Origin of the sequence: Oscillatoria nigro-viridis PCC 7112 (genome assembly GCF_000317475.1) — a bacterium.
Taxonomy (GTDB): Bacteria; Cyanobacteriota; Cyanobacteriia; order Cyanobacteriales; family Microcoleaceae; genus Microcoleus; species Microcoleus nigroviridis.
The window spans coordinates 3,549,925-3,568,579 of sequence record NC_019729.1 but is presented as its reverse complement, the minus strand read 5'-3'; the positions used below and the strand labels follow the sequence as shown (position 1 = coordinate 3,568,579).

14 protein-coding genes and 1 riboswitch are annotated in these 18,655 nt (G+C 45.3%); of the genes, 4 read left to right on the top strand and 10 right to left on the bottom strand.

The genetic code is table 11. The annotated features are described in order from the left end of the window. The first annotated feature begins 91 nt into the window (after positions 1-91). The 3 genes from OSC7112_RS15135 to OSC7112_RS15125 all read left to right on the top strand — a co-directional run bounded on the left by OSC7112_RS15135 (position 92) and on the right by OSC7112_RS15125 (position 3,437). Complete coding sequence (locus OSC7112_RS15135) at positions 92-1,144, top strand: type II site-specific deoxyribonuclease (RefSeq protein ID WP_015176722.1); 1,053 nt, start codon at positions 92-94, stop codon at positions 1,142-1,144. 53 nt (positions 1,145-1,197) lie between these two features. Next, on the top strand, positions 1,198-2,484 hold the full coding sequence (dcm, locus tag OSC7112_RS15130; RefSeq protein WP_041622546.1) for a DNA (cytosine-5-)-methyltransferase: 1,287 nt from the start codon (positions 1,198-1,200) through the stop codon (positions 2,482-2,484). 500 nt (positions 2,485-2,984) lie between these two features. Further along, a complete protein-coding gene (locus tag OSC7112_RS15125; protein WP_223300838.1) occupies positions 2,985-3,437 on the top strand; it encodes a hypothetical protein in 453 nt (150 codons plus the stop codon). Between the two features lie 227 nt (positions 3,438-3,664). Here the strand turns inward: OSC7112_RS15125 and OSC7112_RS15120 are convergent, their stop codons facing one another. The 6 genes from OSC7112_RS15120 to OSC7112_RS15095 all read right to left on the bottom strand — a co-directional run bounded on the left by OSC7112_RS15120 (position 3,665) and on the right by OSC7112_RS15095 (position 11,398). Beyond that, on the bottom strand, positions 3,665-4,258 hold the full coding sequence (locus OSC7112_RS15120; protein WP_015176718.1) for a Uma2 family endonuclease: 594 nt from the start codon (positions 4,256-4,258) through the stop codon (positions 3,665-3,667). A gap of 151 nt (positions 4,259-4,409) precedes the next feature. Beyond that, positions 4,410-5,783 (bottom strand): phosphomethylpyrimidine synthase ThiC, encoded by a 1,374-nt coding sequence (gene thiC / locus OSC7112_RS15115; protein WP_015176717.1) that lies wholly within the window; start codon positions 5,781-5,783, stop codon positions 4,410-4,412. A gap of 7 nt (positions 5,784-5,790) precedes the next feature. After that, a riboswitch (TPP riboswitch) is annotated at positions 5,791-5,887 on the bottom strand. Between the two features lie 187 nt (positions 5,888-6,074). Beyond that, positions 6,075-6,914, bottom strand: a complete 840-nt coding sequence (locus OSC7112_RS15110) for a Uma2 family endonuclease (RefSeq protein ID WP_015176716.1) — start codon at positions 6,912-6,914, stop codon at positions 6,075-6,077. A gap of 224 nt (positions 6,915-7,138) precedes the next feature. Next, positions 7,139-7,699 (bottom strand): Uma2 family endonuclease, encoded by a 561-nt coding sequence (locus OSC7112_RS15105; protein WP_015176715.1) that lies wholly within the window; start codon positions 7,697-7,699, stop codon positions 7,139-7,141. A gap of 324 nt (positions 7,700-8,023) precedes the next feature. Continuing rightward, positions 8,024-10,300, bottom strand: coding sequence for a tetratricopeptide repeat protein (locus OSC7112_RS15100; protein ID WP_015176714.1), 2,277 nt, complete (start codon positions 10,298-10,300; stop codon positions 8,024-8,026). Positions 10,301-10,525: 225 nt separating this feature from the next. Then, positions 10,526-11,398 carry a 6-carboxytetrahydropterin synthase gene (locus tag OSC7112_RS15095; protein ID WP_015176713.1) on the bottom strand — a complete coding sequence of 291 codons (873 nt, stop codon included), beginning with the start codon at positions 11,396-11,398 and terminating at the stop codon, positions 10,526-10,528. Between the two features lie 410 nt (positions 11,399-11,808). On the opposite strand from OSC7112_RS15095, the gene OSC7112_RS15085 reads away from it, so the two are divergent. After that, a complete protein-coding gene (locus OSC7112_RS15085) occupies positions 11,809-13,308 on the top strand; it encodes a cyclic nucleotide-binding domain-containing protein (RefSeq protein WP_015176711.1) in 1,500 nt (499 codons plus the stop codon). Positions 13,309-13,469: 161 nt separating this feature from the next. On the opposite strand, the gene OSC7112_RS15080 is transcribed toward OSC7112_RS15085, so the two are convergent. The 4 genes from OSC7112_RS15080 to OSC7112_RS15065 form a co-directional block, all read right to left on the bottom strand. Then, entirely contained in the window at positions 13,470-14,150 is a 681-nt protein-coding gene (locus tag OSC7112_RS15080; RefSeq protein ID WP_015176710.1) for a J domain-containing protein, read from the bottom strand. A gap of 434 nt (positions 14,151-14,584) precedes the next feature. Next, positions 14,585-15,547, bottom strand: coding sequence for a cysteine synthase A (gene cysK, locus OSC7112_RS15075; protein ID WP_015176709.1), 963 nt, complete (start codon positions 15,545-15,547; stop codon positions 14,585-14,587). A 58-nt stretch (positions 15,548-15,605) separates the two neighbouring features. Beyond that, the gene (locus OSC7112_RS15070) at positions 15,606-16,046 is read right to left on the bottom strand and encodes an RrF2 family transcriptional regulator (protein WP_015176708.1); all 441 of its coding nucleotides are present in this window, start codon (positions 16,044-16,046) and stop codon (positions 15,606-15,608) included. A 407-nt stretch (positions 16,047-16,453) separates the two neighbouring features. After that, complete coding sequence (locus OSC7112_RS15065) at positions 16,454-18,655, bottom strand: iron uptake porin (protein ID WP_015176707.1); 2,202 nt, start codon at positions 18,653-18,655, stop codon at positions 16,454-16,456.

Here is an 18,655-nt window from a genome sequence, read left to right as displayed (position 1 = left end):
GAAGAATCCCGTCAACCGCCGAACATTTAATAGCGAGAAGGGCGGGCGATCTCATCAAACTCACAGCACTTAATACCACAAAAAACCAAAAATGTCAACTCAAAATTACAGAAGAACAGTTGAAGAAATCCGTGAGTTAGCTTCTATGTTTTGGCCTTCCGACTTATCTCAAAAGGAAGCAGAACTCAGTGTCATACCAAAATTGATAGAAACTCAAGAGCAATTTATCGCTATTCTTAGCGTCCCAGTTTCGGAGTTAAGCGGACTATTTCAAATAGTAGAAGCTTCAACACTTTCTGCAAATATGTTCCTGAAGCATTTAATTGTACTGGCGGACTTTGGGGGAGAAATGATAAAAAGAGTGAATAGTCAGTTTACTTCTATGTTTCCCTTAAAGAGATTAGATTACCTTTGGAACCTGCAAACTTACTCTTATCAATTCACTTTTCTACCAGCATCAGGTCAACTAACCAATAATAAACTAGGGATTGACGGTAAAAAAATTCTCCAAAATCAATCTCTATCTTTGGCACATAAAGATTTAATAGCAATTCTTTTGTTCGGCGCTAGTTCGCTGAATGAAAAAAGCGCTGAGGTTCTAGCTAAATGTGAAATTGGTAATTACTTAGGTCAACCCGATAAATTAAATAAGTTTATTAAACAACGATATATCTGGGTTAGCCGGATAACCTCTGGGTCACAATCCAATACTTTAGGTCAAATCGCTCAAAACTTTGTCAAAGAATACTTACAAGATAATTTAGGGGTTATAGATATAGCTATTAGACCTAACGCTCATTTACCCGGCGTTAGACATACTGACCAAGAAAGCGAAAAAGGACTAACAACATTTGATCTAGTTCTTTCTAAAGAAGATAAGTTTGTTGCAATAGAGATTAGCTTTCAGGTAACAACAAATAGTGTAATTGAACGTAAAGCTGGACAAGCAAGAGCTAGATTTGAGCAGATTGAAAATGCAGGTTATAAAATGGCTTATATCATTGATGGCGCTGGTAACTTTGAGAGGGAAAATGCAATCAGAACCTTGTGTACGTACAGTCATTGCACTGTTGCATTTTCCCACAATGAACTGAATGTACTTTGCGATTTTTTGAGGGATTACTTTGTGCCTAACAATGAGTAAAGAGATGGTATACTTAAGAAATGGTGTTAAAATCTAAACTAACTAAAATTATTATGCCAAAAATCCGTTTTATTGACTTATTCTCAGGAATAGGCGGCATGAGATTAGCGTTTGAATCCGCTGCTCGTTCCTTGAATCTGGAAACAGAATGCGTATTAAGCAGCGAAATCAATCCAGACGCTCAGTTAGTTTACCAGAAAAACTTTGCCGACACACCTTTAGGCGACATCCGATTAATTGACAAACTGCCTGAACATGAAATTTTACTAGCGGGATTTCCTTGTCAGTCTTTCTCCTATGCTGGCAAAAAAGAGGGCTTTGGAGACACCAGAGGCACCCTATTTTTTGAGATTGCCAGGTTAATTGATACCTTTAAACCTCAAGCATTTATTTTCGAGAACGTGCGGGGGCTTGTCAGCCACGACGGCGGCAGAACCCTCGAAACTATTAAGGGCGAAATCAAAAGCCGAGGTTACAGCTTCGATTATTTTTTGCTCAACAGCTCTAACTTTAGCTTACCTCAGAACCGCGTCCGAGTTTACCTAGTAGGAATTTTAAATGCTTCGCCCCAATTTAAGCTAATTACCGACTTAGGCCCAAAAGATTCGCATTCCTCTAGTCATCAACAGCTATCGTTATTTTCTCCCTTAAGTCAACCTGTCACAGTTTCAGATATTTTGGAAGACAATCCAGATGCAAAATATGATTGTTCGCCAGAATTTGTTAAGGCATTGAAACAAATAGTTAACAATGATTTCAGCCGACTGCACGGTAGGCGGCTAATTGACTATCGCGGCGGCAATTCGATTCATTCTTGGGAACTGGGTTTGCGAGGCGAGTGCAGTTTAGACGAAATTGAATTAATGAATCTTTTTATCTTGAAAAGGCGCAATAAAGAATTTGGAACTGACCGAGATGGCAAGCTCTTAACTAAAGAGCAAATAGCTACTTTTTTTGCTCATCCCAATCTCGATCAAATTCTGGATTCCTTGGTAACAAAAAAGTACCTGCAACGGAACAACAATCGATACAAACCTGTATCCGGTAACTTTTCCTTTGAAGTCTATAAATTTCTCGATCCGCAGAAAATTTCTGTAACAATTGTTGCCAGTGATGCTAATAGATTAGGAGTTTACTATCATCAGCGAGTCCGCAGGATTACTCCCCGCGAGGCGGCGCGGTTACAAGGTTTTTCCGATAATTTTATTCTGCATTCTAATGATGAGAAAGCTTATCATCAACTGGGTAATAGTGTAAGTATTAATGTAGTTGAAGCTGTTGCTCTAGAAGTTATCCAAAATGTTTTGTGCTCTACCAAACAAAAAGTTAGCGCCTGGTGAATTGGGAAGGGTGGGCGGAGTGTTTCCGCCCACCCTTCCAACTAGCTTTGCGCTACAGGTTGCTCAGCCAAAAACTTCTCTAATTCCGTCAATCGATTTTTGATTTTTGATTTTTGATTTTTGATTTTAGCATTGACCCCACGGATAAATGCTCTTTCTTGAGGATTTTTGATTTTAGATTTTGGATTGATTCCACGGATAAATCACGTGGCGGGTACCACCTTTGAAATTCTTGGTCAAAGCATCGGCATCAAGCTTAGATCGGTGTTTTATTGGGTGGGATTAGAAATTATGCCCGCTCTAATTTTATCAAAATCAGCTCAGGTACTTGGAGGACAATAGAAAATAAAGTTTTCGGTGCTAAACAAGCGCAAGCTTTCAGGTTCAGCATCTCTACCAATCGGCAGATTTTAGCAGAGCGAAATTATAACCTGAGTGAGATATTAACTAGAGAAGACTGTTTTAAGGTGTTAGATGACCTGGCGCAAGGAGAAGCAGCAATGATTTTACCTGCATCTGTTAAAGGGAAATGGAAACGACTGGCAACAGCCTTTATTTGTCCTCTGACACTAATTGGTGTTGGCATTCAGCAACAACCGATTCAAGCACAACAAAATCCATCTAAGACTAATGTTGCTGCTTTGCCAGATGGTATTTACCTGTACGGAGATTCGCCACAGCCCAACCAAGTTCTTCAAAACTATATTGTGTTTCAACGCCAGAACGATCGGGTAGTGGGTGCAATCTACGCGCCGCGATCGGACTTTGCGTGCTTCACTGGTACAATTCAGGGAAATACACTGTACGGGAAGGCAATCTCAGCCGGAAAGGTTCAAACAGTTGAAGTCAATACTCAGCTAACAAATCTGCATTCTATTCGCACAATTAGCTCAAACGATCGGCGCATTCTTTCAACGTGCCAAGAAACTGCACAAGCTAACATATCGAGGTAAATCTTTTACTTAGCTCAAATGGTGCATGAGGCTGGCGGTGCGTTACACGGCGTTAACGCACCCTACAAATTGAAAATTTCTCGTTACCAGGCAGAGCATGGTAATAAATATCTTGGTAAGTATTAATGTAGTTGAAGCTGTTGGTCTAGAAGTAATCCAGAATTGTTTATCCTCTGCAAAGCAAGGGCATTTGAAAAATGCAGTTTAATCAGCATCAAGCAGCAAATTTATTGTTCTGCGGTTGAGGAAGTGCGATCGCCCGCACTCAATATCAAATCCACACTGACTGTAAAATCAGGAAAGGCGATCGGTGCCACCTCTTGACCAGGGTACAAGTTTAGTATTAAACTATAACCGTTTGGTGTTGGCTGGCGGTAAACTTCTAAGCTGTTTTCCACTAAATTAACCAGCCAAACCTCTTGAATGAGCGATCGGGCATAAATAGGAATTTTGACATTTCTGTCATTATCCACTGTACTGTCAGCGACTTCTACCAAAAGTAACACTTCTGAGGGAACTGGATGTGCTGTCTCGTAATCATCATCGCGAAATTGGAGCAATACTACATCAGGTTGCGGTTCAGTACGTTCGCTTAACAGAACAGGGTTTTGGACATCAACAATAACTCTATCTTCTGGTAATCGGTGAAAAAGTCGGTTAAGTCGTCTCACAGCAGTTGCGTGACGAGTTCCAATAGCAGCCATTTGAATAATTTCTCCTTCAATGAGTTCGACGCGCTCAGCTTCAGAAAGAATCCCTGTCTCACCCATTAAATGATATTCTTTCACCGTAAAAAGGCGTTTTTGAAGTTGAACGGACATCGCAATTCTCCTTTTCGGAAACTCCTTTTAATATAACCTTAAGTAAGGTACGCCATCAGCACCCTAGTTTTGGGCGAGCAGGATGCCCGCCCCACAAGAAACGAAACAGCTTTACGATTAAGTAAGGTGAGCAATGCCCACCCTACTAATATTAGCTTTGGGCTACAGGTTCCTTAGCCAAAAACTTCTCTAATTCTGTCAAAGCATCGGCATCAACCTTAGTCTGCATCGGACAGAACTTAGGCCCGCACATCGAACAGAATTCAGCAGTTTTGTAGATATCCGCTGGCAAAGTTTCGTCGTGATATTCCTTTGCCCGTTCTGGATCTAATGACAGCTCAAATTGACGGTTCCAATCGAAATTGTAACGCGCTTTTGAGAGTTCATCATCGCGATCGCGCGCACCCGGCCGCCTCCGCGCAATATCCGCTGCGTGGGCTGCAATTTTGTAAGCAATTAACCCGTTTCGGACATCCTCAGCATTCGGCAATCCCAAGTGTTCCTTCGGAGTCACGTAACACAGCATTGCAGTACCGTACCAACCAGCCATCGCCGCCCCAATTGCTGAGGTAATGTGGTCGTATCCAGGCGCAATATCTGTCACCAAGGGCCCCAAAACATAGAAGGGTGCTTCGGAACATTCCTCCATTTGTTTCTTGACATTAAACTCAATTTGATCCATCGGCACGTGGCCGGGGCCTTCCACCATTACCTGCACGTCATGTTCCCAAGCTTTGCGAGTTAATTGTCCCAAAGTCTTGAGTTCGGCTAATTGAGCTTCGTCGGAAGCATCGTGAGTGCAACCGGGGCGCAGAGAATCTCCCAAACTAAACGAAACATCGTATTTTTTGAAGATTTCAATGATGTCGTTAAAGTGAGTGTAGAGGGGATTTTGTTTGTGGTGGTGCAGCATCCACCGCGCCAAAATACCGCCGCCGCGAGAGACAATGCCAGTAATTCTGTTCCTCACCAGCGGCAAATGTTCGATGAGAATTCCGGCGTGAATTGTTTGGTAATCAACACCTTGTTGAGCGTGTTTGTCAATGATGTGAAGAAAGTCATTCGCGGTTAGGCTTTCCATATTACCGTGAACGCTTTCTAGAGCTTGGTAAATTGGTACAGTACCGATCGGCACCGGTGAAGCTTTGATAATCGTAGTGCGAATTTCATCCAAATTGCCGCCGCCAGTGGACAAGTCCATCACGGTATCAGCGCCGTATTTAACTGCTAGTTTAAGCTTGTCAACTTCTTCTTCCATATTGGAAGAGTTGGGAGATGCACCGATATTAGCATTGACTTTGCATTTAGATGCAATGCCGATCGCCATCGGTTCCAAATTCGGGTGATTGATGTTAGCGGGAATAATCATCCGTCCCCGCGCTACTTCCGCGCGGATCAGTTCTGGCGGGAGATTCTCTCGCTTAGCAACAAAGTGCATTTCCTCAGTAATTACACCTTGGCGGGCGTAGTGCATTTGAGATACATTGCTCTGCCCGCTACGCTTAGCGATCCATTCGGTACGCATATTTAATTTCCTTGATAAACAGCTTCCCTCCGCTGGTATTACCCAGACTCAGGTTCTAAGGGTGTTTTCTCAGCCCGGATATTCGGGCACCCCTAGCTAAGCTATTAATAGTAGCACTGATGTCTGTACTAAATGAAAGCAATTAAGGAAATCTTAATATAAACAATGTGGTGAGGATATCGAAAGTGCGAGATCCCTTTCCTGACTTCAGATGTTTCTGCTGTTTAAAAAGTACACGCCAGCGAAGCTATCCTGAAGGGAATCGCACCCCATTTAACAACCTAAAAACAATCACACCTCATCAGGATTAATCCCCATTTCGCGCAATTTTGCTGCTAGGCGATCGGCGCGTTGTTTTTCTTCTTCAGCGCGAAGGCGTTCTTCTTCAGCGCGAAGGCGTTCTTCTCCAGCGCGAAGGCGTTCTCGTTCCGCCCGCAGGCGTTCTTCTCGGGCACGTTCCTCTCCAATTAACAGCAAATTCCCTTCACTATCCCACCAACGCAACCAAGGTAAATTCATCTCATCATATTCACCTTGCCAAATTCCCAACTCAACTCCAAGCTGAGGAATCGGATAGCGACCGCGCTCATTTGCACTCATGCGCTGATAGCAATTGTCTTCTAAATGATACATTTCTACAGCGGCTTTTTTCACTTCATAAATCCCGTAGTAAGGCACGCGAATCGCCTGTTCGTAAACCCAAAATTTGCCCGCATTTTGTTCTTCGGCTTGACCGGGTTCGGGCGGAGGGGTTCTGTCTCGCTCTTCTGAACCATTACCCGAAACAAATTCCAAAACAATCAGCGGTGCAACGTATTCTTTCCACAATACATAAGAACGTCGCACCTCACCATTTAATAGTGGGGGAACATTCGGCACATAAAACCAATCGGGCGCTTCGGCACCGCGTTCGAGAGGGTCAGTTAAACGCCAATAAATCCCGCAATCTTGGCCGATGCGATAGCGTCCGTCAGGATGAATTCTTTGCAATATTGGTCGGAGTGAATCAGTGAGAATAATGCTTTGAGGAAGTTCTTGAAAGTTTTTCACGAAAGTACCGTCTGACTCTGGTAATTCAGTGTGGTCTGGGAGATGGGTGACTTCCAATTCAAATGATTTGGCAATAGTCATAAAACGTGAACTCATTTGAGTAATTAAACTTATTATATAGCAATCCTAAATCATTTGTGAATTTCTTACTCCCTCCCCTTGATAAGGGGAGGGTTGGAGTGGGGTAAAAATTTTACGACTCCTGCAAGGATTGCTATAGTAGAAGTTAGAAGGAATAATCTAAATTTTGGAATAATTCAAATCGCCCCCTAAATTAGTAAAATTTAATCATATAAAAATTCCTATTAACCCAATATAAAATCAACGCTCACTTCTAAATCGGGAAAAGCCAGCGGCGCAACTTGTTGACCGCGCCAAAACTTGAGCATTAAACCATAACCGTTCGGGCCGGGCTGACGGTAGACTTCCAAACAATTTTCAACTAAATCTACCAGCCAAACTTCCTGAATGAGCGATCGCGCGTAAATCGATACTTTCACATCTCTGTCATAATCAACCGTACTATCTGAAACCTCAACTAACAGCAAAACTTCAGACGGTACAGGATGGGCTGTGGCGTAGTAATCAGCGCGAGGTTCCAGCAATACAACATCCGGTTGAGGTTCAGTGCGCTCAGTCAACTGGATAGGGTCTTGGGCGCCTATAATCGCACGTCTTCTCTCCAAATCCGAGAACACAGCGATCAGACGCTTAACGGAACTTGCATGGCGAGTACCAATTGCAGCCATTTTAACAATCTCTCCTTCTATAAGTTCTACCCGATCGCCCTCGGAGAGAATACCAGCCTCAGTCATCAAATGATATTCTTTTACTGTAAACAACCGTTTTTGAAGCTGAACAGACATATAACTATTCTCCTTGTTTGCAGCTTACCTAAATTTACCATAAAAAAACCGCCCCAAACAGAGCGGCAAAAAAATATTTTTTTTGACGATATACCTCAGATAAAAAGCATTTTAATTCCAGCTATTAAGTTTGCTCAAAACTAGAAAATAACTGTTTATATGGTTCATGTTCAACCATTTATAGAGCTAAATTTGATTGGCGCTGCCAAAGTGTATCTCGATATACAGGCAACATATTCTCATCATTTATCAACTTACAAATAGGGTTAGCCTCCCGATTTTACTGACACTTATGAATTTTTAACAACCGGATTTCCCGTGAATTTAAGTCTCTTTTTCCCCGGAATCAACTTTGTCTGTATCCTGCTTTAATTCTGATACAATTGCGCCGCGATCGCGCCAAGCTTCGGCATTTTCTGGTTTGATGGCAATAGCTCGATCGTAAGCTGCCATTGCTTCCTCATACCGCTTTAATGCTGACAAAGCTATCCCCACATGACGCCAAGCATCGTAGGAGTCAGGCTTAATAGCAATCGCTTTCTCATAAGCTGCGATCGCTTCTTCATTGCGCTGCAATTTTGCCAAAGATTCCCCTTTGGCAAACCAAGCTTCGTAGCACTCCGGATTCAGGGTAATTGCTGATTCGTAAGATGCAATTGCTGCTTCGTGCTGCGACAGTTTATCGAAAGCTGCACCTCGGTTGTGCCACACTTCAAAATCCTGCGGTTTGATGGCTATTGCTTTGTCGTAGGATTCGATCGATTCTTGATATCGCTGCAATTTTCCGAGTACAGCGGCTCTATTGTACCAAACTTCGTATTTATCCGGCCGGATGCAGATCGCCCGATCGTAAGAATCAATAGCATCGCTGTAGCGAAGCAGTCTCCACAGCATATTGCCTCGATTGTACCAAGTTTCGTATCTGTTGGGATTGAAAGCCAGAGCGCGATCGTAAGATTCGACTGCTGCTGCGTACTGCTGTACTTTGGCCAGCATCGCGCCTCGGTTGTGCCAAATTTCGCTGTCTGTTGCTTTGATAGCGAGGGCGCGATCGTAACTGGCGATCGCTTCTTCGTAATGCTGCAATTTAGCCAACAAAGCCGCTATACTGTGCCAACAACCGTATTTTCGGGATTCGCTCGAACTGGCTCGCTCGTAACAGGCGATCGCCTCTTCGTACCTGTGCAATTTGCCTAGCAAATGCGCTTTATTATACCACAATTCGTAGTTATCTGGTTTAATCGAGATTGCTTGGTCGTAACAGGCGAGTGCTTCTTCCGGGCGCTGCAATCTGATTAACACATTTCCGCGCCAATACCAAGCCTCATCCAAATTTTTATTAGCTAAAACAGCTTTTTCCAAGCAGACTAATGCCTCATCATAATTGCCTTGAAAATAAAGCCCTTCGGCTTGCTTGATATAATCGTCAGCAATCAAATTTTCGTCGCTAGCAGGTGGAGTTTGCGAATTTGGGGAATTGTTTAATGCCGGTTGAGGTGCGCTTTTGAGAGCTTCTTTGGCAACAACTGCGGGAACTTGGGAAATTTCTCGAACAATTTGAGATTTTTTCTCGTCAACTTCTTTCAGCAAAACTTGCAGGTGCATGATAAATTGAGATTTGAGAGTCTCAATTTGCTCGACCGAAGATTTGGAAAGTTCAGTTTCTCTAGTTAAAAAATCAATGGATTGTTTAGCTGCACCTATTTGCGCTTCTAATTCATCCCTCAACTTTTGAGTCAGTTGGCTGGAATTTATCAGTTCCGATTCCAATACACCAATGCCCTGCAATCTTTTATTGGCATCAGCAACCAAGTGTTTGATTACCAGCCGTCGCATCATCCAAAAAAAGGCAATTGTCACTGGTGGAAATACAGTACCGAGAATTAGCAAAATATTGAGCAGAGTTATGGTAGTATTAAAACCGTATCCAGATTCAGCACTGCCACTAGACGGGGAGATAAAAGCTAAAACCTCGCGAACTTGAGGATTGCTTTCAACCCCGGTTTGGATTAATTTAGCCAGCCAGGTTTCTTGTAAAGATTTTGTTAGTTCATCGCCGGATATAGCAGCAGTATTCGCCTTGGTTTTTGCACCAGCAGATGAATCGGGTTGAGCGGCCGCTACCAGCAAACCTGTCGGCGATTGTACAGCAATTCGCGGGGAAAATTGTTCGTGGGCGATCGTCTCAGGCTCGCTAATTGACTCAGCCCGACGCGATGCGGTAGTATTTGAGGAAAATTGTTCGTGGGCGATCGTCTCAGACTCGCTAATTGACTCAGCCCGACGCGATGCAGTAGTATTTGAGGAAAATTGTTCGTGGGCGATCGTCTCAGGCTCGCTAATTGACTCAGCCCGACGCGATTCAGTATTATTTACCGCATCAACAAAGTTGCTAGCCTGCGGTGTCTGAGGAGAAATAGGATGTGCAGCAGGATTGGCGCTAGTATTAGCAGTTAAATTGTGGGATGCGAGGGCAGCCAGAGTCAAGAGAGCTACATTTGAGACGCGCATAAACGTCAACTCATTTAGGAGAAATTGGTGCTTGGTTGTCAGCGATCGGGCGATCGACCTCATACTCTCAGCAGTTAAAATAGCTGACATGAGGAATGCTGACTTACTATCTCCAAAATACGCGCGGAGTCTGACTTTTCAGGAAAACTGCCAGTAATTACGGCTGGGGAACTTTGGTGAAAGAATATATTCTCGCACCTAATCCGGTTGAATGACCCTCGGAATCATCATGAGGCGGGTAGGGGTGGCTTCACCAATCTGCAGAATTAGCCAACTATCCGGGTGAACCCGCCCCAACCTACCCGATTTTTAACTCTAAACCGCAGCTAAAACCGCTTCCGGCTGCTGACTTTGTGCTACCACTTCCTCTAAATCAGCGCCGTAAATTTCACAGCTATTATTCGGACTTTCAATCAGCTTAATTTTGTGCAACTCTGCGCCCAATTCCCGAACGGGCGATCGCAACAATTGCCCGATCCGAACCGCAATATTCTCCGCAGTCGGCACAACTTTCTCAAAATAAGCAATATCCTTATTTAAAAAAGTGTGATCGAAGGGTTCAACAACATAATCGTCAACGGCTTTTTGCAAAGCTCCCAAATCAGCAATCATGCCAGTCCGCGCATCAATTTCCCCTTTAACAGTCACCTCTAAATGATAATTGTGACCGTGACCGTTGGGACGAGCACATTTGCCGTAAATTTCCGAGTTTTCTTCAAAACTCAAATCGGGACGAGCCAACCGATGGGCGGCGCTAAAATGAGTGGACAAAGTTAGATAAGCTTCCATTCCGTTTCCTAAATATTCAGCCCAAAGTTCGGGATGTTCAAACAATTGAATTTTACTCACAGGTAAATGAGGGGCTAGCCTCAGCCAAATTTGCCGTGCTATGTTTTCGGTAGTTGGCAGAGTCTGCTCAAATTCCGGCCACGCTTCGTTAAGGTAGGAAAAATCGAGATCCTTGATAACTTCCCGCTTGATGACGTGCTTGACATCAGACAGGTTGAGCACCATGCCGTACTCGTCGAGTTCGCCTATCATGGAAACGTAAAGGACGTAATTGTGTCCGTGTCCCGGTGCGCGGGCAGTTGGGCCAAACCGCTCAAAGTTCTCGGCTTCGCTTAACTCCGGCAGCCAGTACCGGTGACTCGCCGAAAACTGTGCCCGACGATTGATGATGCACTGCATAAAAGTCAAGTAGGGTAAGCTTGTTAAGTTCTGTAAAGGACTTACTTCTTAAGGATAAACTAATTTTTGCTGGAATTTTTCGATTATTTGAGGGTACTGTCAATGAATTTCTACCAATTTTCCAGATATTGGCAACAAGTCGCTATTCGATCGAGCCGCCAGGTCCATTTTACGCCACAACACAGATATCCGGCCGAAAATATCGCTACAAAAGAGTTTCTCGCCATCAGTTGCTAACCCATCAGTTACGAGTCTTTGAGAGAGTGCCACTGAACCCGCACCTGTAACAGCGCGCGCCCGGAATTTCGACTTTTTAGTCTTGGCCCTGCCATGGTTAACAGTTTGCGGTTCAGTTGCGCTCAAAACTAATCACTCCTTACCAATCACCAATTACCCATTACCAAATATTAATGAATTCGATTACTGCAGGAGCCGATCGCTTTTTTGAAAATTTGTCTGGTGCGACAACAACCCCCCTCTTCTATATCGGGGACGCTCATCTGTCCATCAGTGCGATCGTTAAACTGATAATTTTAGCTATATTTGCCTTGATTATAGCTAAGATTATCAGCGAAGGAATCAAGCGCAGCGTGCTAGTTCGGATGAGATTGGATCGCGGCAGTCGAGAAGCAATTTCCACCATCATTAGCTATATTTTAGCAACTATTGGCTGTATATTCGTCCTGCAAAGTGCCGGCATCAACCTCACTTCTCTCACCGTCTTGGCTGGGGTTGTCGGCATTGGTTTTGGCTTCGGCTTGCAAAATCTCGCCAGCAACTTTATCAGCGGTCTCACCCTGCTATTCGAGCACCAAATTAGAGTCGGAGACTTTATTGAAATAGACAAGTTATTAGGAACAGTAGAAACAATTTCAATCCGCTCTACCATTATTAAAACAATTGACGGTCTATTTGTAATCATACCAAATATTAAGTTTGTCGAAACTAACATTATTAACTGGAGTTACAGAGATCCCAGATGCCGCCTCCACATCCCCGTCGGCGTTGCTTACGGATCTGACCCCGTAATAGTTACGGAAGCGCTATTAATTGCGGCGCGGATGGAATCGAATGTCTTGTCCCATCCTTCTCCTAAAGTATGGTTTCACGGTTTTGGAGATAACGCTTTAAATTTTGAACTTTTAGTTTGGATTGACCAGCCGCAGGAAAGCGATGCCATTAAAAGTGCAGTAAATTTTTTAATAGATTACGAATTGCGCCACCGGAATATCGAAATTCCCTTTCCCCAGCGGGATTTGTGGCTGCGAAACCCGCAAGAGTTAACTCAACTTTTTTACAATCACAAAGACGATAATTCCAACGGACAAGTTTTTCCGCAGAATGCCAAACATTCAGCAGATTTAAAATCTAATTCCACCCTTTCTGAACCGAAAAATTCAGTACCTAAATCCCCTAATAATTGGACGCTGCGAGATTTGTTGCGGCGAGTAACTTATTTTGAACAGTGTACGGATTTAGAACTGCGACAGTTAATTGAATACGGCTACCGACAACTGTTTCCAGCGGGACAAGTTGTATGTAAAGAAAATGACCCTGGGGATTCTTTTTATATTATTCTTTCGGGTACTGTAGAAGTTCTTTCTCAAAAAGCTGGTCAGTATATTGCTACGCTTCACGAGGGGGAGTTTTTTGGGGAAATATCTTTGCTGTTGGGTACTCCGAGAACGGCGACTGTTAAAACTAGCGAAGATGCAATTTTGTTTGTGGTGGAACGTCACGATTTGCAAAAACTTTTAAGAGAACAACCGAATTTAGCCGATCAGATTGCTCAAAAATTGTCGGAACGCCAGCAAGCTTTGAGAAATTTGGGATTGTTAGATGGCGACTCTCTGGAACAAACTCCTTTTATTAAAATTCGCAAGCGAATTCAAGTTCTTTTTGGAATTTGAAAGAAGGCAGAAGGCAGAAGGCAGAAGGCAGAAGGCAGAAGGCAGAAGGCAGAAGTAAGAAGTAAGAAGGAAGAGGGCAGAAGTAAGAAGGAAGAGGGCAGAAGGAAGAGGGCAGAGGGCAGAGGGCAGAAGGAAGAAAGAAGAAGGAACAATCTGCTTTTTTAACTTTTAAATTTTAATTCATCCTGCGCTTCCCGCCGCAGTCTAGCTGCAATTCTAAACAGTTCTTGACCGGTGTGCAAGTGGCGATCGTCATAATTGAGGGTAAATAAATACAATTCTTCTATGCCGTCTCCGACTTGATTGATACAGTAGTAGAGATGGGCCGCAACTCCGGCTACATTAGATGGATTGGGCATTGATGTAAGAAAGTTATGAGCTTTTTTGAGAAACTCGCGACTGGTTTCGATATACAGTTGAAACTTTTCTATCAGTTCGTCATCAAACGGATCTGCTGACAATTCGTCTATTTCTTTTTTAAGTGGCTTCAAGATGCTGTTGAGCATTCTATTGACGGGTTTGTATACTTTAATCAGCCACTGTTCCATTTGTTCGTCAGCGTCCCTTGCTGTTTGTGTTTGCTGGCGGCTGACGTTTGGGGCGACTGGTGATTCCTGTTCACTTTGCTGGGAAAGTTGGCGATCGTATGATTGTCTGTGCTGGGCATCTCCTAATATTTCATAGGCTGCATTGAGGCGGACAATCTCTTCGTGACCGGCTGTGGAACTCTGGCTGTCTGGATGAAATAATTTGACTAAACGGCGGTATGCTTGTTTAATCTCGGCTTGTGTTGCTGTTGGGCTAATCTTTAGGGTTTTGTAGTGATTGATAACGGAAGACACGCTGTTATTTCCTTGAAAGCTGGATAATCTGTGAAAAAGTGCTTGACAAAAATATCATTTTTTGCTAATTTATTAAGTATTTATCTGATATAAATGTCAAGAATTGTCAGTAAAAAACCTCAGTTTTCAACTTATCATAAATCTATTTTAGAAAAACATTGAGGCTTGGGAAGTGGTCAGCCGATCGACATTGAGGACTCCTATAGCCCTCCTCCCAGCAATTGTTAGCTGCTTCCTTCCCGACAAGACAGCTTACCGATCGCGAAGTTAACGCGCCGAAAGCGGTTCGTTCAAAAAAAATCCCCTTGAGAAATTCGGCCTCGATCGCGATCGAGGCAGCTACAATCTATCGCAATTCTTTAAGCTAAAAAGCCAAGCAGGGCGTACACTGCACGCCCTGCTGTGAGTTTCTGCGACTTTGGTCGGAGGCTAGCCTAGTTGAGGGCCATCGCCAGATTGAGTTCTGGATCTTGGAACAAGGGAGTGCTGAGATAGCGTTCGCCGAAGCTAGGCTGAATCATCACAATCAATTTCCCTGCATTTTCCGGGCGCTGGCCGACTTTCACTGCCGCACATAGTGCCGCACCGCTGGAAATACCGGACAAAAGTCCTTCTTCTCTGGCCAAGCGGCGGCCGTAGGCGATCGCCTCGTCATCCGTAACAACTATAATTTCGTCGATCGAATCTACATTCAGCACCGGCGGCACAAAACCAGCACCGATACCTTGAATTTTGTGAGGCCCTGGCTTTCCGCCCGACAGTACCTGACTGTTGGCCGGCTCAACGGCGATCGCCTTAAACTCGGGCTTCCTGGACTTAATCACCTCTGCCACACCCGTAATCGTACCGCCAGTGCCGACTCCCGAAATCAGGAAATCCACCTCGCCGTCTGTATCTTCCCAAATTTCCTCAGCCGTTGTGGAACGGTGAACCTGCGGGTTTGCTGGATTCCGAAACTGCTGCAACATATACGCATTGGGAGTTTTGTCCACAATCTCTTGAGCGCGGCGGATGCAGCCGCTCATGCCCTCAATTCCCGGAGTTAGTTCTAGTTGGGCCCCGTAAGCTCGCAGCATCGATCGGCGTTCCGTACTCATCGTATCCGGCATCGTCAAAATCAACTGGTAGCCCTTAGCCGCCGCCACCATTGCTAAAGCAATTCCGGTATTGCCAGAAGTCGGTTCCACTAAAACCGTTTTGCCTGGACTAATCAGCCCTTCGGCCTCGGCTTGATTGACCATATTGACACCGATGCGATCTTTCACCGATGCTGCCGGATTCATGCCTTCGAGTTTTACCACAATCCGAGCCACGCAGCCTTCAGCTTGGGGAATGCGGTTGAGTTGCACCAAGGGCGTCCGCCCTACTAATTCTGTAATGTCGCCAGCAATACGCATAATCTTTGTCAGTTTGTGGTTGAAAGTAAATGTTAATTCCTAGTTGGCAATATTTTAACTAGATGTAATACATGATATCAAGCTGCCGTCTGCCATTGCGCTTTTCGCATAGATCCTGTAGCGTATATTTTTGCAAAACTGAGTTGGCAATCGATCGAGCTTCTTGCCAAACTTCCCAAATCACCGCACTTTCTACAGTTTGAGCAGGCGAGTCTTTTTCAGAGCGATCGAACTCTGAGCCTTCGAGACAGTTGATAATTTCTAGGAGGGTAATTTTCCAGGGTTCCCTCGCCAAGATATAACCTCCCTTAGCTCCTCGCTGGCTGCGAATCAGCCCGCAGCGTCTCATGGTAGCCAGCAACTGCTCTAAATATCGATCGGGAATATTTTGCTGAGCCGCTATCTGGCGAATTTGCAGAGGCTCGCCTTCATCGTAGCAATCGGCAAGCTCCAGCAAAGCTAAGATTGCGTATTCGCTTTTACAGGAGAGTTCTACCATAATTGCTTCAAATATCTGAATTATCAACTCCTAAGTCAGATGTTAAAATTCTCCTCAATGTTGAGTTCCCAATTCTAACTCCTAACTTTACCTTTTATTATACCCCGGTTTTCCACTGAACTTAATCGACTTTCATCGCTCGATCGTTGGGAAGCTACGAAGTCTCGCTTCTGTGAAACCCAGTTTCTCGTTTCGACTTCCTCCCCTTCCACGACCGCACTACATCAAGACACCGGGTTTCTGCGTCTATGACTGATAATTTTTAATTTTTAATAGATTCTCGGCATAGATTCTCGGCACCCCATTCGTCCCGCCCACAAAAAAGCCCTGCAGCAGGCAGGGCTAAACTTGGCATCTAGAGTTGCCAGCAGAGAGGGTAGGGCCCCCCTGCCTCCTCTAACCCGCTCTTAGAACGTGAAAGTAGTTCTCAGAGTACCAATGATGATGTCATCATTACGGTCATCTTGATTGGGATTAGTTACCCAAATCACGCCCGGAGTAACAGAAATGTTGTCCGAGAGCTGAAACTTGTAGAACCCTTCGACGTGATACGAATCATCGTTGCGGAAGCTCCGCAAACTGCTTGGAGCTTCTAGTTTATCCAAGTAAGGCTCACGACCTACCACGATCCCTAGCAAGTTGCCTTCTTTCCCTAAATCAGGCAAAGCCAAGGTGACAGCGTAGTTCCAGATTCTCGCATCGCCGATGCCGAGAATGCGGGCATTGGTTAAACCAGCCCAGCCACCAAGGATAAATCTCGGGCTCAGCCGCAACGAAGCCTGAGCGCCGTAGGAGTTGCTGACAACTTTGCGAGCCCGGAAGCCATCAAAGCCTTCGCTCAAACCGTTGAGAGAATTAGCCACGCCGGTACCGGTGAAACCGCCGGCGACGCTGGCCCCGAAACCGTTGTCAAACCCAAAGTTACCTCGGTTAAAGTAACCATGGTTGTAGTTGAAAGCAACTTGCAAGTTGCGTCCGGGGGTAAAAGTCAACTGACCCATCGCCGTGTAGTCGCCGTTCGTCAAGCCTGCACCCCTAGCCGGACTCGCTGCATTTGACGCCAAATAACCAAATGACAGAGAAGTCGGACCGAACACGCCGCCCAGCAAGCCCCTGCCACCGAAGGCATAGTCAAAGCCGATACCTGCACCGCCACCTAAACGATAAATCGGGTTCCGCTGTCCAAAGGCGCTCAATGACCCGTTGCCACCGTCAAAGTCTTCAAAATAAGGGTTGACAGTCGGGATAAAGTCGTCCCAAACGACATTGTTGGCTGCAAGGGTAACGTTCAGTCGCGGACCGACGGGGAACTTGTACAGCAAGGTGTCTAGCGCAACAACGTTGTCGGTTCTGCCCACTACATTCCAAGTTTGAGTGCCTTCGCTGGTAGCCCCAAGATTGAAGTTGCGACCGTTGCCGACTTGAAGCCTGGTCAGCAACAAGTCTCTGCCGGTGAAGCTCGTATTTAAATTGAGACGCACCCGCTGTTGGAAGACAGCTTCGTTATTGTTGCTGCCGACTCTTCTTTCGTCTCGACCAAACAACCCAACGTTACCGCCAAAGTCGTCACTGAGGGCAAAAATGGCTTCCCCAGTCAGCTTGGTAGTAGTTGAGAATTGGTTGGCTTCGAGTTCGGCTGTCCGAGCTTCCAAAGCATCGACGCGGCCGCGCAGGGTTGCCAGTTCCGCTGCAAATTCTTCTTGGAGCCGTTGGAGGGCTGCCAAGTCTTCTTTGGTGGCGAAGTTGCCAGTGCCGCCTCTAATTAGCTCGCTAACCTTGTCTAAGCAAGCATTTAAACCGGCTGCGAATTCGTAGCGGGTCATGGCGCGGTTGCCGCGGAAGGTGCCGTCGGGATACCCGGCAATACAACCGTAGCGCTCGACTAGGGATTGCAGTGCTTGGAATGCCCAGTCTGTGGGCCGCACGTCGGAAAGTTGAGAAACAGAGGTGACTTGACCTTGAGTTTCGCCGCCGGCAGCACCTTCGCTGCTGTACTGGTTGAGCTGTTCTAATGTGGCGGCTGGGTTTTGCTCTTGTGGTGCGGCAGTTTGAGCTAAAGATTCAGCCGGTTGTGGCAAACTTTGTTCTGCCGACTCTGCCACTACGGGGGCTGGAGTTTCTAATTGAACTGCACCGATTTGCTCTGGGAGAGCGGTAGCTGCCGGGGCTGGAATTTCTAGTTGGGCTGCCGCGGCAGAATTTTCTACTGGTTGAGCGACTGTTTGCTCAACTGCGGCTAAAGATTCACTTGTAGGTTGTGATGCCGCTTGGGGATTTGCCTCAGCAGGGGCTGTGTTGGCTCCGACGATCGCACTTTCAGGTGCAGCCGTGGCCGAATCTTCAATCGCTGCGTGGGTTTCGCTGCCAGCGGCTTGGGAAATTTCTTTTACTGGCTCGGAGGCTGCAGTTGTTTCGGAAACAGCAGCTAAAGCATTTAGTTTCGCTTCGGAGGTTTCAGCGGTTTCAGCGGTTTCAGCTTTGGCGACAGCGGGATTGAGCGCATCAGCAGCCTGCTGAGCGTCTGCTGCCATCGCGCTCGAAGAAACTACTAGGGTAGCTCCTAAGACTGCTGGGCTGATTAGTAAGTAACTCCACAAAAATTTCGACAT